26 protein-coding genes and 1 pseudogene are annotated in these 24275 nt (G+C 43.1%); 24 read left to right on the forward strand and 3 right to left on the reverse strand.

Annotated features, from left to right (window positions below; translation table 11 throughout):
* Positions 1 to 70: 70 nt before the first annotated feature.
* The gene (locus CD00_RS0101385) at positions 71 to 1423 is read right to left on the reverse strand and encodes an ISL3 family transposase (protein ID WP_034461900.1); all 1353 of its coding nucleotides are present in this window, start codon (positions 1421 to 1423) and stop codon (positions 71 to 73) included.
* A gap of 128 nt (positions 1424 to 1551) precedes the next feature.
* Here CD00_RS0101385 and CD00_RS0101390 point away from each other — a divergent pair, with 128 nt between their 5' ends.
* From CD00_RS0101390 to CD00_RS16760, 15 genes are all read left to right on the forward strand, one after another.
* Complete coding sequence (locus CD00_RS0101390; RefSeq protein ID WP_026654280.1) at positions 1552 to 2097, forward strand: GNAT family N-acetyltransferase; 546 nt, start codon at positions 1552 to 1554, stop codon at positions 2095 to 2097.
* A gap of 25 nt (positions 2098 to 2122) precedes the next feature.
* Complete coding sequence (locus CD00_RS0101395; protein ID WP_026654281.1) at positions 2123 to 2983, forward strand: GNAT family N-acetyltransferase; 861 nt, start codon at positions 2123 to 2125, stop codon at positions 2981 to 2983.
* A 38-nt stretch (positions 2984 to 3021) separates the two neighbouring features.
* Complete coding sequence (locus CD00_RS0101400; protein ID WP_026654282.1) at positions 3022 to 3486, forward strand: GNAT family N-acetyltransferase; 465 nt, start codon at positions 3022 to 3024, stop codon at positions 3484 to 3486.
* 90 nt (positions 3487 to 3576) lie between these two features.
* Positions 3577 to 4941: an MATE family efflux transporter gene (locus CD00_RS0101405; RefSeq protein ID WP_034461901.1), complete on the forward strand. Its 1365-nt coding sequence runs from the start codon at positions 3577 to 3579 to the stop codon at positions 4939 to 4941.
* A gap of 6 nt (positions 4942 to 4947) precedes the next feature.
* Entirely contained in the window at positions 4948 to 5823 is an 876-nt protein-coding gene (locus CD00_RS0101410) for an NAD-dependent epimerase/dehydratase family protein (RefSeq protein ID WP_026654284.1), read from the forward strand.
* Complete coding sequence (crcB, locus tag CD00_RS0101415) at positions 5820 to 6188, forward strand: fluoride efflux transporter CrcB (RefSeq protein WP_026654285.1); 369 nt, start codon at positions 5820 to 5822, stop codon at positions 6186 to 6188. The genes CD00_RS0101410 and crcB overlap by 4 nt, the downstream gene beginning before the upstream one ends.
* A gap of 5 nt (positions 6189 to 6193) precedes the next feature.
* Positions 6194 to 6349 carry a hypothetical protein gene (locus tag CD00_RS20020; protein WP_155833779.1) on the forward strand — a complete coding sequence of 52 codons (156 nt, stop codon included), beginning with the start codon at positions 6194 to 6196 and terminating at the stop codon, positions 6347 to 6349.
* The gene (locus tag CD00_RS0101425) at positions 6346 to 7119 is read left to right on the forward strand and encodes a PhzF family phenazine biosynthesis protein (RefSeq protein ID WP_026654286.1); all 774 of its coding nucleotides are present in this window, start codon (positions 6346 to 6348) and stop codon (positions 7117 to 7119) included. Before CD00_RS20020 ends, CD00_RS0101425 begins: the two co-directional genes overlap by 4 nt.
* A 13-nt stretch (positions 7120 to 7132) precedes the next feature.
* Entirely contained in the window at positions 7133 to 7507 is a 375-nt protein-coding gene (locus CD00_RS0101430; protein WP_026654287.1) for a hypothetical protein, read from the forward strand.
* An 86-nt stretch (positions 7508 to 7593) separates the two neighbouring features.
* Entirely contained in the window at positions 7594 to 8307 is a 714-nt protein-coding gene (locus tag CD00_RS0101435) for an NUDIX hydrolase (RefSeq protein WP_026654288.1), read from the forward strand.
* 46 nt (positions 8308 to 8353) lie between these two features.
* Positions 8354 to 9121, forward strand: a complete 768-nt coding sequence (locus CD00_RS0101440; RefSeq protein WP_026654289.1) for a GNAT family N-acetyltransferase — start codon at positions 8354 to 8356, stop codon at positions 9119 to 9121.
* Positions 9118 to 9636, forward strand: coding sequence for a GNAT family N-acetyltransferase (locus tag CD00_RS0101445; RefSeq protein WP_242827186.1), 519 nt, complete (start codon positions 9118 to 9120; stop codon positions 9634 to 9636). Before CD00_RS0101440 ends, CD00_RS0101445 begins: the two co-directional genes overlap by 4 nt.
* A 55-nt stretch (positions 9637 to 9691) precedes the next feature.
* Positions 9692 to 10642 carry a DMT family transporter gene (locus CD00_RS0101450; protein ID WP_051594038.1) on the forward strand — a complete coding sequence of 317 codons (951 nt, stop codon included), beginning with the start codon at positions 9692 to 9694 and terminating at the stop codon, positions 10640 to 10642.
* A gap of 181 nt (positions 10643 to 10823) precedes the next feature.
* Positions 10824 to 12815 (forward strand): methyl-accepting chemotaxis protein, encoded by a 1992-nt coding sequence (locus tag CD00_RS0101455; RefSeq protein WP_026654292.1) that lies wholly within the window; start codon positions 10824 to 10826, stop codon positions 12813 to 12815.
* 425 nt (positions 12816 to 13240) lie between these two features.
* Entirely contained in the window at positions 13241 to 14632 is a 1392-nt protein-coding gene (locus CD00_RS16760; protein WP_196803718.1) for a methyl-accepting chemotaxis protein, read from the forward strand.
* Between the two features lie 96 nt (positions 14633 to 14728).
* Here CD00_RS16760 and CD00_RS19690 read toward each other — a convergent pair whose 3' ends face one another.
* Both CD00_RS19690 and CD00_RS20025 read right to left on the reverse strand, forming a co-directional pair.
* Positions 14729 to 15136: a helix-turn-helix transcriptional regulator gene (locus tag CD00_RS19690; protein ID WP_185750368.1), complete on the reverse strand. Its 408-nt coding sequence runs from the start codon at positions 15134 to 15136 to the stop codon at positions 14729 to 14731.
* Positions 15030 to 15698 (reverse strand): hypothetical protein, encoded by a 669-nt coding sequence (locus CD00_RS20025; RefSeq protein ID WP_026654294.1) that lies wholly within the window; start codon positions 15696 to 15698, stop codon positions 15030 to 15032. Before CD00_RS20025 ends, CD00_RS19690 begins: the two co-directional genes overlap by 107 nt.
* Positions 15699 to 16035: 337 nt before the next feature.
* Here CD00_RS20025 and CD00_RS16765 point away from each other — a divergent pair, with 337 nt between their 5' ends.
* From CD00_RS16765 to CD00_RS16780, 9 genes and pseudogenes are all read left to right on the forward strand, one after another.
* Complete coding sequence (locus CD00_RS16765) at positions 16036 to 17466, forward strand: extracellular solute-binding protein (protein WP_034461903.1); 1431 nt, start codon at positions 16036 to 16038, stop codon at positions 17464 to 17466.
* Between the two features lie 99 nt (positions 17467 to 17565).
* Entirely contained in the window at positions 17566 to 18477 is a 912-nt protein-coding gene (locus CD00_RS0101480; protein WP_026654295.1) for a carbohydrate ABC transporter permease, read from the forward strand.
* 2 nt (positions 18478 to 18479) lie between these two features.
* Positions 18480 to 19349 carry a carbohydrate ABC transporter permease gene (locus CD00_RS0101485; protein ID WP_242838902.1) on the forward strand — a complete coding sequence of 290 codons (870 nt, stop codon included), beginning with the start codon at positions 18480 to 18482 and terminating at the stop codon, positions 19347 to 19349.
* 62 nt (positions 19350 to 19411) lie between these two features.
* A complete protein-coding gene (locus CD00_RS21455) occupies positions 19412 to 19768 on the forward strand; it encodes a DUF1565 domain-containing protein (protein WP_330370270.1) in 357 nt (118 codons plus the stop codon).
* Positions 19701 to 19916, forward strand: a pseudogene (locus CD00_RS21460) (right-handed parallel beta-helix repeat-containing protein); the annotation flags it as partial. The gene CD00_RS21455 and the pseudogene CD00_RS21460, both read left to right, overlap by 68 nt.
* A gap of 81 nt (positions 19917 to 19997) precedes the next feature.
* On the forward strand, positions 19998 to 21425 hold the full coding sequence (locus tag CD00_RS16770) for a right-handed parallel beta-helix repeat-containing protein (protein WP_330370271.1): 1428 nt from the start codon (positions 19998 to 20000) through the stop codon (positions 21423 to 21425).
* 175 nt (positions 21426 to 21600) lie between these two features.
* Positions 21601 to 22401 (forward strand): helix-turn-helix domain-containing protein, encoded by an 801-nt coding sequence (locus CD00_RS18990; RefSeq protein ID WP_051594039.1) that lies wholly within the window; start codon positions 21601 to 21603, stop codon positions 22399 to 22401.
* Between the two features lie 58 nt (positions 22402 to 22459).
* Positions 22460 to 22660 carry a hypothetical protein gene (locus tag CD00_RS0101500; protein WP_026654297.1) on the forward strand — a complete coding sequence of 67 codons (201 nt, stop codon included), beginning with the start codon at positions 22460 to 22462 and terminating at the stop codon, positions 22658 to 22660.
* Positions 22661 to 22859: 199 nt separating this feature from the next.
* The gene (locus CD00_RS16780) at positions 22860 to 24272 is read left to right on the forward strand and encodes an extracellular solute-binding protein (RefSeq protein WP_081811807.1); all 1413 of its coding nucleotides are present in this window, start codon (positions 22860 to 22862) and stop codon (positions 24270 to 24272) included.
* Positions 24273 to 24275: the final 3 nt, after the last annotated feature.

Below are 24275 nucleotides of genomic sequence, written 5' to 3' on the forward strand. Positions count from 1 at the left end.
AGAAATGAAATATGGCTCTTCAGGGGTAATGGTGGGTGAAAAATGCCATCATCCCCAGCATTTATGCTGATCATGCGCCTCGAGGTTTTCTGTTAGGAAGTGGAATCCTCAAATCCGAGCATACTAAGTAGACCATATCGAGCATGTTTTGGATATTGCGAAAACCATATGCCTTGCGGACGATCAGTTTGATTTTGTTATTAGTAGCCTCAATTCGTGCATTGCTCATACCCAGCCGTATTGCATTGAGTATGTGATCCCTGTGACGTTTGATCTTGAGGTATAGCTCCTTGAAAGCATCAATCCTACTGTGACTTGCCCACCAGAGCCACCGATTAAGAGCGGCTTCTGCTTCGTCAGTATCTTTGATTTTTAAGATGAGACGGAGCGTTTCCTTCATTCGGTAAGCTCGATACAGACGACTGTTATTCTCAGCAATCATGGTAACCCGGTTCTGTTGGTTCTCTGTCAGATTTTCGGGAGCCTTGCCGAGTGCATAAGCTGAGTTTTTGATTTCATCTGCTTTAGCCTTGGCTGCATTCAATATAGCGGCTTCCGGATCATCTGCCTTGGGGCGTCCTTTCTTACGAGGATGTTCTTTGGATAAGCGTGTGAACTCAGCGTAGGCTTCACGCCATACTTCACGGCGAACCTCGTCAAGAGCTTCCATAGCCCATTGTACGACGTGGAAGGGGTCAACACAGCGCTCACAATCCGGAGTGAACTCGTTAACGCATTCCGTGATCCACTTTGCTCCATCTCCGGTAACAACCTTGATGGATGAAAGCTGTTCTGGAGTAAGCTGTTTGTAGAACTTCGTCAGCACACCTTTACCATGCCCCTGTGCTGCCCAAACAACGGTATTTGTATCGTGGTTAACGATAACCGTAATGTACTTGTGACCTTTCTTATAGCTGGTCTCATCAATGCCAATGTTTATAAGGTTATCAAGTCTTCTGGAGCGCTCAGGTTCAATGTCATTCAGAGTTCTGTTTACACAACGCCCAACTGTTTCCCAGTCGATGCGCATATACTCTGATACAACACTGCGAGGAAGATAAACTGCAAGCCATCCGACTGTCAGATCAAAGTCCCGGGTGAATCCGCTTCCTGGATATGCCCAAGGAACATAGGCTGTTACAACACCATGCTCAGGACACTCTATACGATGTGTCCACCCCTCAACCTCTACGAGTGTTGCACCAAAGTCAAGGCTTCTCCAAGTGCGCGGCTGATCTATCCTCTGGTCGTAACGAGGACAGCGTCTGTGGCAGAACGGACAATCATCCTGATGCCATTTATCCGTCCGCGCATGGATTCTGAGGTGGGTAACACCATCCCGATCAAGATAGAAGTTTGCATCTTCTACGATAGCATGATTGACATTGAGCAATTTTTTACATAATGTATTAGCAGAAACCATCTGTGGGTACCTCTGGTATCTCTGTAGTATAGTTTGGACGCTAATACATTACAGAAACACAGATGGTTTTTCAATTGCAAATATACATCAGAGGACTGGCATAGTACCCACCATCATGCCAGAAGCCTCTGAAATATAACAAGATTATTACTTTAAAAAACGGAAGAGAGGCACTTCTTCGAAACGGCGAATATGCTGATGGCGAGGCTGTTTTTGTGAATTTTAATGAGACTCATGCGGAGACGGATTATCTTTTATCCTATCCTGATGAAAATAGTTTCGATGCGCAGCAGGAGGCGGAGTTCCTTAAGGAGAAAACGGAGAGTCCAAATGAGATTGAGATAGTTGCAGTGGTAGACGGTGTTGCCGCCGGAACAGCTGGTATCGAAGCGGTTGGATCAAAGTACAAGCTTAAGCACCGCGCAGAGCTTGGAATTGCTATTTTGAAGGAGTATTGGGGGCTTGGGATTGGCAAGGCTCTTATGGAAGCTTGCATAGAATGTGCCAAAGAAGCAGGCTACACGCAGCTGGAATTAAATGCTGTTGCAGAGAATGAAAGAGCGGTGGCATTATACAAGAAGATGGGATTTGTGGAGTATGGCCGCAATCCCAGAGGTTTTAACTCAAGAGTAAGCGGGTATCAGGAAGTTGTATATATGTTGCTTGAGCTGTGACAAGTTATAAGGAAGGGTTTGTAATATGACAATCGAAAAGAATTACAGAGATAACGAATCGCTTCGATATTCCTTCAATGAGCTTGCCGGAAAGGTGTTTGGCGGGCTGAATTTTGAAGACTGGTACCGAAACGGCTTTTGGAAAGATAATTACATTCCGTATTCGATCGTTATCGATGGAAAAGTTGTTTCGAATGTTTCGGTGAATGCTTGCAATATGAATTATGACGGCAGAATTGTTAAGCTTATCCAGATTGGAACGGTAATGACCGATCCTGATTACAGGGGGAGGGGATACGCAAGGATGCTGATGGAGAAGATTGTTGAAGACTACGAAAACAAAGTTGATGGAATATATCTTTTTGCAAACGATTCTGTCGTTGATTTCTATCCTAAGTTTGGCTTTCGAAAGAGTAGAGAATTTCAGTTTAGTAAGGCTGTTAATAATGATGCAGAGCGGACTGCGCAGCTTGTTCCAATGTCGGAAAAGAGAGATTGGGACAAAATGGTGCAAATTCTTAATAAAACTGAGCAGAATGCCAAGATGTACATGGTTTCCAATTCGGGACTTTATATGTTTTATCTGTCTCAGTTTATGCAGGAAAATACTTTTTACATTGCGGATTGTGACAGTTATGCGATTGCTGAGATTGAGAGCGATACGTTAATTCTTCATGCAGTTATAGGCAGTGGCGAGCTTGACCGCGTGATAGCTGCCTTTGGAAAAGAAATTAAGAAAGTCATTCTCGCATTTACACCGAACGATTCGACAGGTTATGATAAGAGCGAGGTTATCGAGGAAGATACACATCTTTTTGTAAGAGGAAAGTTCTTCGACGAAACCGGTGAGGATGAGTTTATGTTTCAGGCGATAACGCACGCCTGATGGGAAAGCACATGAATAGTGCTTAAGAGGGCGCCTTTATGTCAGACAACATAGTTTATAAATGGACAGATGGAAGTAATAAGGATTTTCAGGAGTTTTATAAAAAGACAGAGGAGTATTACAGCAAGATTGTTGGCGGAATAGAGAAAAGAAGAGCTTTTGTGCCATATAATCATTCTGACGGAATTCCCAATGTGCTTATTGCATATCACGGGGACGTTGCTGTTGCATGTGCGGGATTTAAGCCATATTCGGAAGATGATGCTGAGATTAAGCGTGTTTGGGTGGAACCTGATTACAGAGGCAGGCACATTGCCAAAGATTTAATGAAGCAGATTGAAGATAGAGCTAGAGAATTTGGATATAAAAGAACAATTCTTCAAACAAGAGCGATAATGGCTGATGCTGTTGGACTTTATGAGAAGCTTGGCTACAGCAAAATCGAGAATTATCCGCCGTATGATAATCTGGTCGGAGCGGTGTGTATGGCAAAAAATCTGTGAAAAACGGTATATATTATATGTTGTGCAATAATGGACCACAACCCCCGTCCCTATGGACCAAAAGGACGGATACCAACGAAAGAGGAACCCATGGAAGATAAGAAATTTCTTTTTGAAAAAGATAATATACCGCATGCGCTGGGAGTGATGGCGCTTCCGGCGATTGCGAGTCAGCTGATTGCACTGATATATAATCTTGCGGATACTTGGTTTGTCGGAAGGACGAATAATCCGTACATGGTGGCGGCTTGTTCTCTGGTGATGCCGATTTATATGCTTACGATTGTGATATCAAATATCTTTGGAGTCGGCGGAGGTACGCTTATTGCGCGCCTTATCGGTGCGGGAAATGATGAAGAAGCATCGAAAGTGTCAGCGGCCTGTATATGGATGGCGCTGGGAGTCGGATGCCTTTTCTCATTACTTAGTTTGATAGGGATGGCGAAGATACTTGTTTTTCTTGGGGCAAGCGAAAATGTGCTTGAGTTTTCCAGGCAGTACATGCTTTTTGTGGTTGTTATCGGTGGAGTACCGTTTATTTTCAGCAGCACGGTTTCATCAATGCTAAGAAGCATAGGACTTTCGGCAAAGGCATCGTTTGGGCTTAGTATGGGAGGCGTGCTTAATACTGTGCTTGATCCTATTTTTATGTTTGTGATTTTGCCTGACGGAAAGCAGGTTATGGGTGCTGCGCTTGCAACTATGCTAAGTAATATTGTGGTTTCGGTGTATTTTATCGTTACTTACCATAAGGCGGGAAAAGAAACTATTCTCAGATTTAGGACAAACGGCGAATATCCTTCGAGAGAGTCTTTTTACTCAATATTTGGAGTGGGAATTCCTGCGGCTGTGGGAGTGCTTCTTTTTGACCTATGTACGATCGTGATAAATCGCCTGTCAGCGTCATATGGCGATGTTGAGCTGGCCGCCATCGGAATTGTGCTTAAAGCCGAGCGTCTGCCGCTTAATATCGGAATCGGTATCTGCATGGGCATGGTTCCGCTGATCGCGTACAGTTATTCTTCGGGCGATAGAAAAAGAATGGACGGAATTTTCAGATTCGGCAGAGTAGTGGGGCTTGCGATAGGAGTTGTGAGTGTGATCTTGTATTATGCATTTGCGCCTTTGATCATGAGGGCATTTATCGGAGATCCCGACACGGTGCGCTTTGGAACGCAGTTCCTTCGTGCGAGGTGCTTTGCGACGCCGCTTATGTTCCTTTGCTTTTCGATGGTTCATTTTGCACAGGCAATCGGGCGCGGAAAAGAATCTTTTTGGCTTGCCGTGATAAGACAGATTGTCTTTAACATACCTATCCTTATCCTGTTTAACCGTCTGTTTGGAATGACGGGAATTGTGTGGACGCAGGCTGTCGCGGATATGTTTACGGTCATTGCTTCATACATTATTTATGCAAGGATAAGGAAACATGAAGGTTGGCCGGCGGGAGTGTGACAGAGTATGAAGATTTTAGTTGTTGGTGGGACGAGATTTTTTGGCATTCCTATGGTGAATGTGCTTATAAATGCGGGGCATGATGTGACGGTCGCGACGCGCGGGAATAATGCGCTTAGTTTTTGCGGGAGCGTTAGGCATATTGTTATGGACAGGACTGATACGGAAAGTGTCAAAAGAGCTGTAGGTGACGGGAGTTTTGAAGTGGTAATTGACAAGGTTGCGTACAGTTCAAATGATGTGAGAGCTCTTTTGCCCAATATCAAGTGTGATAGGTATATTCAGATGTCGACGTGCTCGGTTTATGCGAAAGATGCGCTGCTTATCGGGGAAAAAGAGTTTGATGCGGCTGCACATCCGCTGGTTTGGGCGGACAGAACGCAGGATTATGGTGAGTCCAAGAGGCAGGCGGAAAGAGCGGCTTATGAGTTTATGAATGCGGAAAAATGCGTGTTTGTCAGGTATCCCATCGTGCTGGGCGAGAATGACTATACCGGAAGGCTTCGGTTTTATGTAGAGCATATCATGAATGAGTTGCCGATGTTTGTGGATGACCTTGATTATGGAATTTCTTTTATCCATGAAAAAGAAGCAGGCGAGTTTATCGCGTTTCTTGCAGGTGCCGATGTGTGCGGGCCGATAAATGGCTGCTCTAAGGGAATTGTCAAGATTTCTGAGCTTATCGGTTATATTGAAAAGAGAACCGGAAAGGCTGCGGTTTACAGCAAAGATGGTGACATGGCTCCTTATAATGGACTTGAAAATGACATGAGCCTTGATACGCAGAAAGCGCGGGCGCTGGGATTTGAGCTTTCGGAGCTTGGTGATTGGATTTATGAGCTGATGGATTATGAGATTGATATGGTGGAGAGGTGTGTATGAATTTTTTGTTTGTTGCTCTCGGAGGAGCTTTGGGAGCGGTGCTAAGATATGCGATAAGTCTTATTCCGGTTAAATCCGGATTTCCGATACTGACGCTTGTTACAAATATTTTAGGTGCAGTTTTGATCGGATTTATCGTAGGGCTTGCCGATAACCATGAGGGTATATCGGGAAATACTGTTCTTTTCTGGAAAACGGGAGTGTGCGGAGGCTTTACAACGTTTTCTACGTTTTCGCTTGAGGCGGTTAATCTTTTTGAAAAGAAGCAGTATGGCGCAGGCGGAGTGTATGTGGCGCTTAGTTTTGCGTGCTGTATTGTCGGCGTAATCTGCGGCAAGAGGCTTGCGGCGCTTGTTAAAGGGTGATAAGCATGGATAAAAAGAACCAGGATAAGAAACTGAAAGAAATCGAGCTCAAGCAGAATAAGTATGCGGATAAGATATCAGCGGTTTCTGCGGAGCAACTGGCTAAGGCACTTGAGACTCTTATGGCAAAAGATAAAGACAAGGATAAGGACAAGAGATGAGACAGTATATTGTAGATGCATTTACAGACAAGCTTTTTCATGGAAATCAGGCGGCAGTTTGTGTTTTGGATAAGTGGTTGCCTGAAGAACTTATGATGAATATTACCAGGGAGAATAATTTTTCGGAGACGGCATTTGCCGTGAAATCCAATGACGGATATGATCTCCGCTGGTTTACACCTGGGGGAGAAATCAATTTGTGCGGACATGCGACGTTGGCGACGGCGTTTGTTCTTTTTAACTATTATGAGAAGAACGCGGATAACATTACCTTTCATACCATGAGCGGTGATCTGTTTATTCATAGGCAGCAGGATGAGATTGTCATGGACTTTCCGGCATATCGGCTTAATGAAACACCTGTCACTGAACAGATGACCAAGGCAACGGGGCATACGCCTGTCAGAGCGTTTATTGATCGTGATCTTATGCTTGTTTATGAAGATGAACAGATAATTCGCGAGATGTCGCCTGATTTTGATGAGATGATTCAACTTGATGGCGGTGGAGTTGGTGTAACGGCTCCGGGAAAAGAGTATGATTGTGTTTCAAGATTTTTTACCTCGAAAGATAAGATAAATGAAGATCCTGTTACCGGTTCCGCTCACTGCATGATTGCGCCGTATTGGGCAGAGCAACTTGGAAAAAAAGAAATTCACGCGTATCAGGCATCTGAACGAGGAGGCAAGCTTGAATGCAGAATTCAGGCGGATAGAGTGGTGATTATAGGCAAGGCGGTGTTGTACTCTGTGAGTGAATTATTTGTGTAGGAGATGGCAAAATATGAAAAGAGAACTTGGTATAGCAAGGTGCGGATTGGCGTGCTGCCTTTGCAGTGAGAACGATCATTGCGGAGGTTGTGACTCTGGTGAGTGCCCGGGAGATGCTTGGTGCGAGAACAGGAAGTGCTCCAAAGAGAAAGACTATGGGCATTGCTACGATTGCGACAGCGACTGCAAGAAAGGCATGTTTGGCAAGATAAAGCCGTATGGATTCACACTTTTTGTAAAGAGATACGGAGAGGAAGAACTGCTTAACTGTCTAGAAAGGAATGAGCGAAACGGCATAGTCTATCACAGGAAAGGTATTATTGGAGACTATGACGATTTTGATGATGTTGAGGAATTGATACGATTCATTAAGACGGGTGAAAGATAAATTTAGAAATAGGATATATGCGACTTTTTGTAATGAACCATAAACCTCGTCCCATGTAGACTATAGCAAATAGATGAGAGGTGAACATGACTACAATTATCAAGGCAAAAGAACTGATCATAAAAGGCGAAGAGAACATACTGGAATTACCGGAGAATCTAAAAGAACAGGTTTCAATATATTGGAATGAGCAAAAAAGGCAGCATCCCGGAATGTTTAACGGGCCGGTGTATTCGGTGCTTGATATGGAGAACAACAACGGCGAGATTACCTTGGAGTGCGCACTTTCCGATTATGCGAATTACAAGTACAGTGAAATACATGATTTGGGAGAATTTGCGTGCAGGAATCTTTACGCGGGATGTCTTTTAAAATCTTGTGAAGGAAAATATATTGTTGCTCTAAATGGTGCGGGTTCTGAATTTACAGGCAAGATACAGTTTATTGGAGGCGCGATGGATCCTGAAGATAAGGATGATGTGACGGGAAAACTTGATCCGCTTATTACCGCGATGAGAGAACTTGAGGAAGAAGCCGGAAAAGAGATTAGGAATAGTATCAAAAATGTCGGAGAAACCTATCTTATAACTAACGGCAGAAAATATGGTATAGGCACGGTGCTTCAGTCATCTATGAGTGCGGATGAGTTAACCGCGGCGCTTGGCAGATTCAAGGACAGTACGCATAATAACGAGATAGACAATCTTGTTGCTTTTGGAAAAGAAAACAAGGATGAACTTGAGAATTACGTAGACAGGCAGGATATCGGTGTGGTGGAGTTTTTGAAAGAAGTACTTTGAAAAATGGACCACAAACCCCGTCCCCATGGACCATAGAGGATTAAAAATGACTAACAAAGAAATACTGGAAATAGCGCTTCGGCAGTCGGCGGAAGACAACGGTTGCCGTGCGGAGGATTTTTTGTCGGATAAAAATGTTGTTGTTCCGTTCAGGCTAGGTGAGAAGGCGCGCAAGTACTATAAGGAGCCGATAACGTGCAATTTCATTACGTACGGTAATAACGTGGTTGCGGCTACATCGGATGAAGTTGCGGATATTGTAAAAGAGTACGTCGGAAAGTTTGAGTTTTATCACTGCTTTGAGACGCCAAATATGAATTGGCTCATTGAGAGGATTGAAAAACTTGGGCATAAGGTGTGTTTCATGGCAGAGTTCTTTTTGCCCGATATTGAAAAGATGCCGGTGCTTGAGTGTCCATATGCTACAAGGATTCTGGGAGCTGAGGATTTCAAGGCGTTGTATCTTCCGCAGTGGAGCAATGCACTTTGCAGTGCCCGCAAGGAACTCGATGTTCTTGGAATGGGCGCGTACGATGGCGATAAGCTTGTGGGATTTGCAGGGGCTTCTGCGGACTGCGACGATATGTGGCAGATAGGAGTGGACGTTCTTCCCGAGTATAGGCGGAATGGAATAGCGTCAGCTCTTACTAATATGCTGGCAAAAGAGATACTTAAACGCGGCAAGGTTCCGTTTTATTGCTGTGCGTGGTCGAATGTAAGGTCGGCAAGAAATGCGATAAGAAGCGGATTTGTGCCCTCGTGGGTTGAAGTAACGGTGAAGCCTGCGGAGGTTGTGGACGGAATGAATAAATGACAACAATGGAAAGGACTATAGACTTGGAAAAAGAATACAAGATCATAACAGCCACGGAGGAAGACCGTGAGGAGATATTGGCGCTGTATAAAGCGCAGATCGGAAGGGAACTTTGCCCGTGGGATGAGTATTATCCGTCGAATGAGACAATCGATGCGGATTTTGCGCGTGACGGACTGTTTGTATTAAAGGAAGACGGGATAATAAAAGCTGCGATTTCGATTGATGAAGATGAGGAAGTTAACAGGCTTCCCTGTTGGGATAAGAATCTCGAACCTGAGGGAGAGCTTGCTAGGCTTGCAGTCCTTCCTGCGGAGCAGAATAAGGGACTTGCAAGGATAATGCTTAAGCATGGCATGGAGGAGCTTAAGAGACGCGGATGTAACGGAATTCACATACTTGTCGGTAAGTACAATACCAAGGCAATCCGCTCATATGCGGTATTTGGATTTAATGAAGTGGGCGAGTGTCATTTGTACGATCAGGATTTTTTATGCTATGAAAAAGAGCTGTGACATGATCCGGCAGAGAGAACTATTACTAAATAAAAGCTTTGGAAGGTAATTATTCATGAAACAAAATGGACCACAAACCCCGTCCCCCGGGACCAAAAGCACTTTGCTGCAGAACAAATTTGTAGTATGTCTGTTGGCGGTATTCTGTTGCCTCTTGTGGGGGAGTGCGTTCCCGAGTATCAAGGCGGGATATGAGATGTTTGAGATCGGCGCGCAGGACAGCGTGTCGCAGATTCTTTTTGCGGGAATAAGATTCTTGCTGGCGGGAGTGCTGACGATCATTTTCGGAAGCCTCCTTCAGAGAAAAGTTCTTTTTCCTAAGAAAACATCGTGGAAGATGGTCTGCACTCTCAGTGTTTTTCAGACGATGCTGCAGTATTTTTTCTTTTATATAGGACTTGCGCATGCATCGGGAGTGAAGTCGTCGATAATCAATGGGATGACAACGTTTTTTGCGATTCTTTTGGCATGCCTTGTAAGGAAGCAGGAGCACCTGTCTTCGGAAAAGATAATCGGCTGTCTTCTCGGAACTGCGGGAGTTATCATTGTCAGCTTGTCAGGCGGAAGTATCGGTGCGGGATTTGCGCTTAACGGCGAAGGCTTTATCCTGATCGCTGCGGTTTCGTATGCAATTTCATCGGTGCTTATAAAGGAGTACTCCGTAAAAGAGAATCCGGTGACGCTCAGCGGATATCAGTTCCTTATTGGTGGCTTTGTCATGATGGTTGTAGGATTTGCGGCAGGTGGAAGGATTCACCTGACAAGACCGATCGGCATTCTGCTTATCATATACATGGCATTGATATCGTCGGTTGCGTACTCGATATGGGGGATTTTGCTCAAGCACAATCCTGTATCGACGGTTACAATCTACGGTTTCTCGAATCCAATCTTCGGAGCTCTTTTGTCCGCATTCTTCCTTGCTGAGTGGGATAAGCTGAGTCTTAGGTATATGACGGCTCTTTTGCTTGTCAGTCTGGGAATATATGTGGTAAACAGAAAGTAAAGGTGTTCAATTCCTTCTGTCGCCTGAATCGCAGAAAAATATACTGTATATCGTAAAAATATGTTAAAATGAATCAATAACGCATCAACGTAGTAATAACAGAGTGTACTGAAAATTTCCGGGGAATGGCGTTTAAGGGATGCTTGATCCGGTTTGTAAAAGGCAGGAGGAACTGTTTTATATGAAAGGTACTATCAAAGAAAAGCTTACGTTAGTTGTAATTCTCATTGTCGTCGCGGCAATGGTCATTTCCTCGGCAGTTATTGTCGGAACGTCGGGTGGCAAGCTTACCGGACAGCTTACAAATCAGCTTCAGATAAACGCTGATAAGTATGCAAATTCGATTAATGCCTGGATTGAGATGGAAAAAGGTCTTAACAGTGCAGGTGCTGCGGCATTGGCTGCACTTCCCGACAAATCCTATAATGTTGAACATGCTCAGCAGATGGTCACGACGCAGGCTGCCGGACATTCTGAGTTTCTTAATCTTTATTATGGTATGGCAGATAAGACACATCTGCAGATGGATCCAAATGCAAAGCCGCCTGAGGGCTACGATCCCACACAGAGGGGATGGTACAAGGCAGCAGAGGCAGCAGGAACGACCATAGTGACAGATCCTTATATGGACGTTTTGATTGGTGGTATGTGTATCACAATCGCAACGCCTGTTTACAGGAACGGCCAGCTTGCGGGCGTTCTCGGAGCAGATTTTACCCTTGATTATATCGCAAATGTTGTCAACAGCATTCCGTACAGCAAAGGCGAGTACGGCTTCCTTGTTGATGCAAGCGGCAATTACATAATGCATGAAAATGATGCGTTCCTTCCGGGGGAAGAGACGGCAACGGCTGTGCTTAACGTTATGCCGGGCATATCTTCGATAATTACGACGCCGGGTAGCGAAGTGGTTCTTACGAAGGACTACGATTCCGAAAAGAATTACATCGCAACATCCACTATAGAAGGCTGTAACTGGGCGCTTGGTCTTGTTATGCCAAGGAAAAACGTCAGCGGTACCATAACACAACTTATCGTAACTGCCATAATTATTACGTTGATAGCAATAGCTGCTGTAATTGTTATTATGACAAAGCTTATAGGTGTGCAGCTTGCGCCTATGGAAGAAATGAAGTCTTTTGTAAAAGAGAAAGTCATAGGCAATGAAAATATCAAGCAGACCCGCTCAGAGACGGAAGAAATAAGATATCTTTTGACAGAGCTCGAAGACCGCGTCATTGATACGATACATAAGACTAAAGACGAATCGCAGCTTATAAAAGACAAGATGACGAGTGCGTCCGATAAGATTACCGATATCAAAGACAGTATTTCCGAGATAAATGAAGCGATGCAACGCACGGAGGGAGGCATAGAGACCCAGACGGCCAGCATCCAGAACATTGACAAGATATGTGATAATGTTATGACTGCAACGGAGAGCTTTGCGGCTGATACCAAGAGTATGAGCGACAGAACCAATGAAGTGATCGGAAGAGTTAAAGAGATGGTTCCCGAGATCCTTGCAAACAAGAATCATGCGGTTGAGATGACGAACAGGGCAAAAGAGGAGCTTGAAGAAGCTCTTAAGGGAATTCAGGTAATTGAGCAGATCGTGAATGTGGCAAGTGCAATTCAGGATATCGCAAGCCAGACAAATCTTCTTGCACTCAATGCCAGCATAGAAGCGGCAAGAGCGGGAGAAGCGGGCAAAGGTTTTGCGGTTGTCGCAAGTGAGATCAACAGCTTAAGTACTACAACAGGAAATGAGATTGATAAGGTAAATGCACTTACAAACGAAGTTACAGCCAATGTAAATGAGCTTTCGAGAGTAAGTAATCAGATCATCACATTTCTTACCGACAGAGTGCTTAAAGATTATGATAATCTTGAGACTCTTGCGAAGAATTACATGGATGATGCAAATTATTACAGCGACATAAGTAAGGGGCTTGGCAGCGGTGCCAAGGAAGTAAGCACATCCGTAGCCGATATCAACAATGTACTGGAAAGAATAAATTCCGTGCAGAAAGAGCTTGGCGAAGCGGTTCGCGATATCTCGAACAATATGCAGAGTATCACAGAATACAGTGCGAATGTTTCGGGTGAGACCAAGGATGTAATGGATAGCATCATAAATCTTCAGGATACAACAGATAAGTTCAACGTATAAGGCGGTAACCCCTTTGCCGTGATATATATAAGAGTCTGCAACTGTCAGAAAATAGGCAGTTGCAGTTTTTTATTGAATAGGAAATTTCTCTGAAATTCCCTATTCAATAAAAACGCTCCGCAGGGATGCGCAGCTCGCGGTAAGGAATATATTGCTTACGCAATCCGCTCGCGCGCTAGCATTTCGCGAGCGAAATGCTTTTTTATTGATTTAAATATACGTGATATTTATAAAAAAGTTGTAAAATTCGCTAAAAATCCGTAAAGATTGTCAAGATTTACGTAAATGCGTAATAGGGTGGTATAATCTATAATATAGTAAAAGAACGGAGGAAGGGCGCTATGCAGGAAAATCATTTAAAACGCACTTGTAAACTAGTATTTCTAATTCACGTAATTACGACTTTTTTTTCAATTGTCGGTCTAATGTCGCAGATCACAATGTCAGATCTTGCTCCGATCAGAGGAATTATCCCTTTGATAATGGTTATATTGGTATTTATCGCAGATTCGGTGTATCTTTTCATCAGTAAGGGTGGAGTTACATATATAAGAATACTTGCGATCACATATTCTATAGTTTATTGTGCAATGCTTAACAGCGGGAACACGGGTACGACATATCCATATATGATCCCATTTTTGATCGTATTTCTTCTTACACTTGATAGCTTAAGTGTAAAAGTCGGAGTTATCGGATTTGCCGTTTCCAATCTTATAAGAGTAATACTTACTATTACTACTTCAGCGAATATTCAGAATGATATCGAAGTTATCATGATAGAGGCGATCATTTCAATCCTTACGGTTGTTACGATCCTTAAGGGTTATGGGCTTCTTTCAAGATTCTTTGAGGAATCACTTGATGAAGTTACATCGGTTTCGGATAAAAATAAGACTATCACCGAAAAAATCACGGAAGTTGCCGACAGTGTAGTGGAAGACGTTTCTTCCGTAAGCGAAGCGCTTAAAACTATCGGTGAATCTGTAGAGCTTCTTGATGAGACTATGGAAAACATCATGGTTGGAACGCAGAATACCGCTGAGGCAATTACTCATCAGACAACCCAGACGCATGATATTCAGGATATTATCGATGATACCAAGAAGAGTGCGGACATAGTTGAGAACATAAACAACGAAGCTGCAGATGCCCTCAAAGAAGGCATGGGTGTCATGGAATCCTTGTTTGAAGAGGTTGAAAAAGCCAGAAAAGCAGGAGAAAATCTTCAGACAGCTGCGGATGAACTTCGTTCCAACACTGAGGATGTAAGCGGAATCACAAGCATTATCCTTTCAATTTCATCACAGACCAACCTTCTTGCACTCAATGCCAGCATAGAGGCTGCAAGAGCGGGCGAAGTGGGTAAGGGATTTGCGGTAGTTGCCGATGAGATCAGAAATCTTGCCGAGCAGACAAGAAATGAGACAGAGAATATTACACGTATTATTGAGATTCTTACAGCGAATGCCGATACAGTCGCTGACTGCGCTACAATAAGCTCACAGTCTGCAATCCGCGAGACTGAATATACACAGAGCGCATCCAAGAAGTTTGAGTTTATCAGTGAGAAACTTGCGGAACTTAGTCAGGCTATCAATGATATTGCTAATTTCATTTCATCACTTAGCAGTGCAAATAACGAGATTGTAGACAGCGCCAGCACGTTGTCAGCTACGAGTGAAGAGATAAGTGCAAGTTCGACCGAGGCTTCCAAGGCAAGTTCAAGAAACGTTGAACTCGTTGCACAGTTCAAGAAGTCTATGGACGGTATTATTGCGAAGATTGAGGAACTTCAGAAATATACACAGGGATAAAAGAGAATACTAAAAAGCAATCAATATAAGGGTTGTGGAAAGCAAAAACTTTTCACAACCCTTTTTCTTTGGACTTTGGTGAAGCGATATTGCTTATTACGGCCTTATTTTTGCAAAATGCGGATTTGCGGAGAGCGGATGTTGCTCCTCGTTAAGTATCCTGAATTGTGAAGGCGGATAGCCGGTGGCTTTCTTAAATGCACGTGTGAAAGCTGTACAACTTGTAAAGCCGGCCTGATAGGAAATATCTGTGACGGTCAGTTCGGGATTTGAAAGAAGCGTTTTGGCATAGCTTATTCGCATCTGCTGAAGATATTGATATAAGGTCATTCCGGTGTATTCGGAAAAAATCCTCTCGAAGTAATATTTGCTGAAACCTGCATGAGCAGCGACGCTTTCAAGAGTCAGATCTTCCGTAAAGTGCTCTGAGAGGTAGCTGCATACATTGCTCAGAGAGGCATTGTTTTTTAAAATTAGTCGAAGCTGAGGCAGACTCGGGCTCACGGAAAAGATTAATGTTTTTTCCGCAGAAAGCAATAAATTGCATAAGAATTGAATAAATCTCAAGTTCATCGTAAGGTGCGAGTTCTGAAAAAGATATAACTTCGTCGTCCATCTCTTCTTCGTGCATATGAACCCGCGGTGCGGAACCGAAATATAACTTCATTATCGTATCGATAAGGCCACACAGATAATTATATATATCAGGCGGACATGTCTTTTTCTTAATGTGCAGAGCAGGGGACATAAGACGGAATGCCCGATCCATTTCTTTTAAATTGATTATTCCGGAAAAGTCGGCTTGAATGTACACTCTGGTTCCCGGTGTCGGAGAAAAAATCTCATGAATAATGGTGGGGCAGATTAATAGAATGTCATCTATTTCGACATGATAAGTCTGATTGGCACAGATTACCTTGTAGGGTGCTTCTTTTGGCCAGATAATCTCGATATCTGTGTGCCAGTGCGGCGGAAAATCGGCGTGCAGACGGTTTATGAACATCCGCAAACTGGTGTTGATCTTGTGTCTGACATTTTCTTTGGTGCTTGAATAACAATATTTCATACTACAAAAAGAACTCCTGAAATAATAAAAAACGGCGCAAAATCATAAAAGGCAATTTTTGTTTTATGATACAACATTATAGCATGAATTGATGGTAAAAATGTCTAACAGCTCAGCATTATGTCATAATTTATGTAGATAAATAATGTAAACTGTGAAAAAATGCACAAACAATAGAGCAATTTTGGTATGGTAGATGGCAATTTTCCACACGCGTAAAAAAGTAAATTATTATAGAATTATGTAAAGGAATGAAACAGTTTATTGTTTCATGAAGGAGAGATTTTCAGAGAATCTGAAAAGTAACAAAGGTATTTATATGATAGGAGGGTAAGATATGAACAAAAAGGTATTGGCTACTTTTTTTGCAACGGTCTTGGCAACTACTACGCTTGTTGGATGTGGTGGAAGTTCTGCCACTACGACACCGTCGGCAGGTGGCTCCGGAGCTGATGCGACGGCGCAGGCAAATTCTTCTGCGGGAAAACAGACGGACGGAAAGAATCTACCGACACTTACAACTGAGCCACTTGAAATAACTCTTTGGGACATAGCTACGGAGGATCCGGCAAAAACCACGCAGGAAGGTGCTGTGCAGAGATTTATGAAGGATTATCCGAATATCAAGGTTAATCAGGTACATCAGCAGAATGACAATTATAAACAGCAGCTTGTTGTTGCGATGAGTTCGGGACAGGCGCCTGACATCTATGTTCACTGGGGCGGTGGTCCTATGGCGGAGTATTACAAATCAGGTTTTGCCAACGATCTTACCGAAATGTATGCAAAATACGATCATCCCGAATTTATAGATGCTGCGGTTGCGCAGTCGACATATGACGGAAAGATGCTTGCTATTCCTTTCGGCGGACTTTCGGGCTGTGATATTTTCTATAATAAGACAATCTTCAAAGATCTTGGTCTTGAGGTTCCCAAAACGATTGATGAACTTGAGGCTGTTTGCGAGAAACTGAAAGCAAACAATATCATTCCGTTCTCACTTGCAAATGCATCAAAGTGGACAGGCTCAATGTATTACATGTATCTTGTTGCACGTCATTCCGGAAATGCTGAGTTTGACGCGGCTTATACACAGGAAAACGGCGGAACATTCACAAGCGACGCATTTGTTTATGCAGGCTCCAAGATTCAGGATTGGGTTAAAAAAGGATATTTCCCTGATGGCGTTAATTCACTTTCAGCTGATGATAATCAGGACAGAGCACTTCTCTATGACGGTTCGGCAGCAATGATGCTTCACGGTGCATGGCAGGTATCGGGAATAAAAGCGGACAGCGAAGAGTGGTACAACGAAAATGTCGGCGTATTCCGTTTCCCTGAAGATTCGGAAGCAAAGGCAAAGGGCGTTCCTCAGGATGTAGAGATCGGTACAGCAATCGGTATGGGAATGTCATTTAACTGCTTCAAAGATGATAAAACTGTGGATCAGGAAAAACTTGACGCATGCTATGTGCTTGCAACACAGTATTACAATGATGACACATATAACAATGACCAGCTTTCAAGCGGAACACAGCCTTCCATTAAAGGTATGGAAGAAAATATCGACGATCCTAACATGAAGGTTATAGCTGATGTATTCTTTAATGCTTCAAATGTACAGCTTTGGTATGATCAGTATCTTCCCGCATCAGTAACGGAAGTACACAAGAACTGCATGACTGAGCTGTTTGGTCTTGAAAAGACACCGGAAGAGATTGGAAAAGAGCATGATGATGCTATGAAGAAAGCTATTGCCGAACAGTGAAAATAAAAAGCAATGCGCATAGATCGCTGCCTGCGGGGAGTTTTTCCTGCGGGCAGCGACTGTTATAAAAAAGTGAAAATGCGGCAGGAAGGAGTTTATGTGAAAAATGAAAATAATATAGGGCTTGCACAGGCCAGAGCCAAAAGCACGGCAAAAGCGGCAACGATCTTTCTTATACCGGCTCTTTTGCTTATAACGATATATATAATCTATCCGGTCATTGATACTTTCGTGATAAGCGGATATAAGTGGAACGGTATTTCATCCGACAGGATTTTTATAGGAACAGAGAACTGGGTATCACTCTTTAAAGATGAGATGTTTTGGAAATCTTTTAAACATAATCTGATCGTCATGGTATTCTCGATTCTTTTGCAGATACCCATGGGTATGCTTCTTGCGACATTCCTGGATGCGGGCGGAAAAAAATTCAACATATTTAAAATCATCTGGTTTCTGCCATATCTAATGAGTTCTGTTGCGATAGCTTTCCTTTTTGTATATGCACTTGCAACAAACGGAGGAATTGTTTCATCACTCGCTACGCTTATTATGGGTAAGAAAACTACGATAGATCTTTTGGGAACCGCGCCCAATGCGCTTTATACCGTAATAGGCGTTATGGCGTGGCAGTTTACACCTTTTTACATGGTCTATTTCATCGCCGGATACGGAAACATCGATACATCGATATACGAGGCGGCTATCATCGACGGCGCAACAAGATGGCAGTATATAAAGCATATTGCGATTCCTCTTTTGGGACCTATTTTCAAGACCGCATGCACGATGTCTCTTATAGGTTCGCTTAAGTACTTTGATATGATCTGGAACATGACTCAGGGAGGGCCTGCAGGTTCGACGGAACTTATGGCTACATACATGTACAAGCTCTCGTTCCAGCAGTTCAATATGGGTTATGGTTCGGCAGTGGCAGCAGGAATGTTCCTTCTTATAACGGCTATCGCGTTGATATTTAACAAAGTTTTCAAGGTTAAGGAGGAATATTGAGTATGGTCAATCCAAATATGACTGAAGCGGATTATCGTAAGTCCAAGATAAAATCAAGGATTGCGTGGGGAGTAGCGATATTTTTCGCATGCATCTGGCTGGTACTTACGCTTACACCGTTCTTCTTTATGATAATAAATTCGTTCAGAAAACAGTTTGATATGCTGCAACAGGGAGTTTTCCATCTGCCCGATCCGTGGTTCTTTGATAATTATGTAAATGTTGTTTCGCATGGATTTTTCGGATATTTCTTAAGAAGTGTGATCGTGGTTGCGATATCGCTTGTGCTTATGCTTGCCATTTCGGCATTTGCGGCATATCCGCTTGCAAGAATGAGCTTTAAATTAAATCCGTTCATTTATGCGCTTATCGTAGCTATGATGTCGGTTCCGATGCACGTTACTTTGATACCTATCTTTAAGCTCACAACATCGGTGGGACTCTACGATTCGCTCGGATCGCTGATAGGACCTTATGTTGCATTTGCGCTTCCGATGTCGGTGTTTATTTTGACGGCATTTATGAAAACGATTCCGAAGGAAGTGGAAGAGTCTGCGGAAATTGACGGATGCAACCGCTATCAGAATTTCTTTAAGATGATACTTCCTCTTTCCAAATCGGGACTTTCGACGCTTGCTATATATAACGGCGTTTCGATGTGGAATGAATTTGCTTTTGCCAACACCTTGCTCATTACTCCCGAGAAAAAGACATTACCTCTTGCGCTTGGACAGTTTAAGGGCGAACATTCGCTTGATATTCCGATCATCCTGGCGGTACTGACTCTTTCGGTACTTCCCATGATAACTCTTTTTATCGTTTTTCAGGATAAACTTGTAAAAGGAATGATGGCAGGCGCGGTTAAAGGCTGAAAACGGCGATATAAACAGAACTTACGGGAATAAAAACTTTTTTAATGTAAAGGAAGGGGCCTATGATAATTTACGTAGATGCAAGTGCTGAGCACGACGGAAACGGAAGCAGGAATTTACCTTTTAAAAGAATAAACGAAGCGGCGAAAGTTGCGATGCCGGGAGATGAGGTTGTTGTTGCGCCCGGAACTTACAGGGAATATGTCAATCCGGTCAATCCCGGAACTGCAGAAAGTCGCATAACTTACAGAAGTGAAAAACCGCTTGGCGCTGTTATAACAGGTGCAGAGAAGGTTGCGGAATGGTCTGAGTTTAAGGGCGGTGTGTGGACGGCAAGGGTAAAAAAACAGTATCTTTGGCAGTTACAATCCTTACACGACGCTTGTTTACGGCGACTGGTATTTTGCGACGCCAAATAAGCACACAGGCTGCGTTTGGATTAATGACGAAGCTCTGTACGAAGCGTTAAGTATTGATGAGTGCCTTGAAGGTAAAGTTTACGAATGCTCGTGGGATCCTGAGAATTCCAAGAGAAAATGGTACGCAGAGCAGGATAATGAAAATGACGAGACAGTTTTTTATGCAAATTTCGGCGGAGCGGATCCGAATAAAGAAAACGTCGAGATTACCGTAAGGCGCGAGTGCTTCATGCCTGAAAAAGAGGGCGTTGGCTATATAACCGTAAGTGGCTTTAATATAAACAAAGCTGCAACGACATGGGCGCCTCCCGCTGCTTATCAGGACGGAATGATAAGTCCGCATTGGAGTAAAGGCTGGATAATAGAGGATTGCGAGATCTGGGGCAGTAAGTGCGCGGGCATCTGCGTCGGGCGCTATTACGATCCCGAGAACAGCAATTTTTATACGACAAAGCATGTTAAGAGTCCTACTCAGATGGAGAGAGATTCTGTGTGCCGCGGCCAGTATTATGGATGGTTAAAAGAAAAGATCGGCGGACATATAATCCGAAGAAATAATATTCACCACTGCGAGCAGGGAGGCATCATAGGCCGCATGGGCGGAGTGTTCAGCGTTATCGAGGACAATCATATTCATCACATCAACAATATGATGGAGCTTGGAGGAGCCGAGATTGCGGGAATAAAGATGCATGCCGCGATCGATGTTGTAATGAGACGAAATCATATTCACCACTGCACAATGGGAATCTGGTGCGACTGGGAGGCGCAGGGAACCAGGATCACACAGAATCTTTTGCATGATAATCAGCGGCCTTCTTTTGCAAAGCAGTTGCAGGGCGGTATGACTTGTCAGGATCTGTTTGTTGAAGTAAGCCACGGACCTACGCTTATCGATAACAACATTTTATTGTCGGATGTTTCGCTCAGGATCGCGACTCAGGGCGTTGCGATGGTTCACAATCTGTGCGCGGGCTCTTTTACCTACGTCGGAGACGGAACGACCTGGAGATATACGCCGTACCATATGCAGCACAGAACCGAGGTTATGGGCTTTATGACGATTCTGCACGGAGATGACAGGTTCTTCAATAATATCTTCATACAGAAGTGGCCGGCCGAAGATCTTGAGCTTTTAAATGATTCTGACCCGGATGAGAAGTATACGGAGAACAGGAAAGTCGGAACATATTGCTTTGACGAATATCCTACTTATGATGAGTGGATCCCGCAATTCGATATGGAGACGGAATATCCAAACATGAGGAAGCATGAAGATGCGCACTTTAGCCATCTTCCCGTATGGATTGACGGAAATGCATACTTTGAGGGTGCACTGCCCTGGAAAAAAGAGGAGAATGCATTTTTCGATGATTCGGGAAAGGTACACGTTGATATAGTTGAAAAGGATGGTGAATACTTCCTTGATACCAATATCTACGAGGTGCTTGGCGATTTTAAGGCCGGTATGATTTCGACCGAGACTCTCGGCGAAGCTTTTGAACCTCAGCAGAAGTTTGAAAATCCCGACGGAACCCCGATTACTTTTGATGTGGATTATCTCGGAAACCACCGAGGTGTGGGCATTATCCCCGGACCGTTAGCTTCAGGGGATGACGCTAAGAATAAGCTTTACGCGAAACTTGATATTGAATAAAGATTAATTAAAGGAGCAGCTGTCACGTTGATAGCTGTTTCTTTTTATTGGAGAGCAAGTTTCCAAATTGGAAAAAATATTTTATCTTATTTGTGCATTTGATGTATTATTTTTTTCCAAAGAGTCAAATAGAATTATTCCATAAGCGATTATTTACTATAGAAAGGAACAACGGATGAAACTTAAGTTGCATGAAAATATAAAAAGATTAAGAAGAGAGAGAAATCTGACGCAGGAAAAACTTGCAGAGATATTGGGAGTAACTGTCGGCGCGGTGTCTAAGTGGGAGAATGGAAACAATACACCGGATATAGTGATGCTGGCAACGATAGCAAGCTTTTTTGATGTGTCGATCGATGTCCTTTTGGGATATGACATGGCATCTAAGAAAGCCGCGAAACTGGTTGAAAGTATAGATTCACTTGTATGTGAGCACAGATTCGATGAAGCGGAAAATCTTTCAAAAGATGCCATTTCAAGGTACCCTCATGATTTTTCTGTCATCTACGCATCTGCCAAACTTTATTGTGTGAAGGCGCTTGAGAATATGGATAAGGAAGATGCGCGTAAGGCAATGGGGCTTTTGACAAGATCTATGGATTATATATCGCAAAACACAGATCCTGACATAAATGATTTCGTGATAAGAACGCAGATCGCGTACAATTACATGATCATAGATGAAAAGGCCGCCCTTGAAATGTTTAAGGAAATCAACTTCGGTGGGATAAACGACACAATCCTGGCGTTTGTGTATCTTCAGAACGGAGAAATAAATCAGGCACTAAATTATAGTACATCGGGCATAATAAACCACCTTGGCGAACTGATAGGTTCTACGGCATACATGATTCTGGCTCTTTCCGGAAAAGGTGGAAAGACGAATATCGGTGAGGCGGTCTGCATCGCGGATACGATGATCAAAGTAATCGATTTTTTTTGCAAAAGACGAAGTCGGATGCTTTTACAAATATAAGGCTTTTTACCATGCGATAAAGGCATATCTTTACGTTTGCATGGGAGACTTTAAAGGAATGAAAAAGAGTATTTCCGAGGGAAAAAAACTTGCAGCGTGCTTTGATGAAAAAAGTTCAAATGACATGGCGAAGCAGCTTAAGTTCTATCATTCGGACAAGAAGCAGTATTACATGATTGATAGCATCGGTGAAAATGCGACTTTGGGAATAGGTGCGTTTTTTTTCAAAGCAGCTTGCAAAGATGGCATTTATCGATAAAGAAGCGCTTAAAATGATTAATGATTATTGGGACAAGAATTGATGAAGGGGGCTGTAAAGAATTTAAAATGAAATTTCGGGAAAATATTAAAAAACGATAAAGCGATTATAAATAATTTATAAAGTATTTACAGCACTGATTGAATTGTATAAAATATTATGATAGGTTATTTCCTCAGAATGAAATAGGAGGCGTAATATGTTCAAAAAAGTGTTAACAATTTTACTGTCTGCAGTGATTTCTTTGTGCTCACTTGCAGGTTGTGGTGCAAGTGGCGGTGAGGAAGGAATTTCTGAGGCAGAAGCTGTTAATGAGAATGAGCTTCCTTCAGGAGATATTAATCTCAGAGTATGGGGATCTGAAGAAGATACAGATCTTATTAATCAGATCATATCAAGTTTTGAAGCTGAATATTCCTCACAGGCAAAATTCAATATTACATTTGAAGCTCATAGCGAGTCTTCTGCCAAGGATGATATTCTCGGTGATGTTCTCAATGCACCTGATGTTTTTACTTTTGCGGATGACCAGTTGCTTGCGCTGATTGCGTCGGGTGTTCTTAAAGAAGTTCCCAATGCTTCGGAAATATCAGGAAGAAATCTTGCGGCTTCAAGTGAGGCTGCTTCTTTTAACGGAAATCTGTATGCTTATCCTTTGACAGCGGATAATGGATATTTTCTTTTTTATGATAAAAAGTATTTGACTGATGAAGATGTGCAGACTATGGACGGAATCCTTGCTGTTGCTGAACGGGAGGGAAAAAAGTTATTCATGGAACTGACTTCAGGTTGGTATATTTATTCATTTTTCGGTAATACAGATATGGAAATCGGTCTTGATGACGACGGAATATCTACTTTCTGTAACTGGAATGCAAAAAATACCAAGATAAAGGGTGTGGATGTTGCACAGGCTATGTTAGATATCGCTCGCAATCCGGGATTTTTGAGTGCGGTTAATGATGACTTTGGCGTTGGGGCTGCAAATGGAACTATTATTGCGGGAATTAGCGGAACATGGGATGAAAACGAGATTAAGGAAGCATGGGGCAATGATTATGCTGCAACAAAGCTTCCCACATATACTGTTGCCGGGCAGCAGCTTCAGATGTCAAGCTATGCGGGATATAAGCTTGTAGGTGTCAATTCGTATTCTGAAAATACTGCTTGGGCAAATAAGTTTGCCGATTGGATGACAAATGAACAGAATCAGAGTCTCAGATTCTCGATGAGAGGTCAGGGACCTTCAAATACAGCAGCTTCATCTTCAGGTGAAGTTGCTCAGTCAAAGGGACTTCAGGCACTTCAGAAGCAGGCTGAGTTTGCAAGTCTTCAGAGAGTCGGTGGAACATTCTGGGATCCTGCAACAAATTTTGGAACAATTATAAGCGAGGGTAATACTAAGGGCAAAAATTTGCAGACACTTTTAAATGAGATGGTTACCGACATTACAGGTATAGAATCAACAGGAGATGCGGAAGGTGCTGAGACTTCGGGAGAGGAAACAGATACAGAAGAGGCAGCAGAAGATTCTGCGGAAGAAACTGCGGAAGAGGGTGATAGCTCGGATAGTGATGCCGGCGCAGAAGCAAGTTCTGAGGTAAGTGAGTAATAG

Source organism: Butyrivibrio sp. AE3003 (assembly GCF_000686065.1).
GTDB lineage: Bacteria > Bacillota > Clostridia > Lachnospirales > Lachnospiraceae > Butyrivibrio > Butyrivibrio hungatei_A.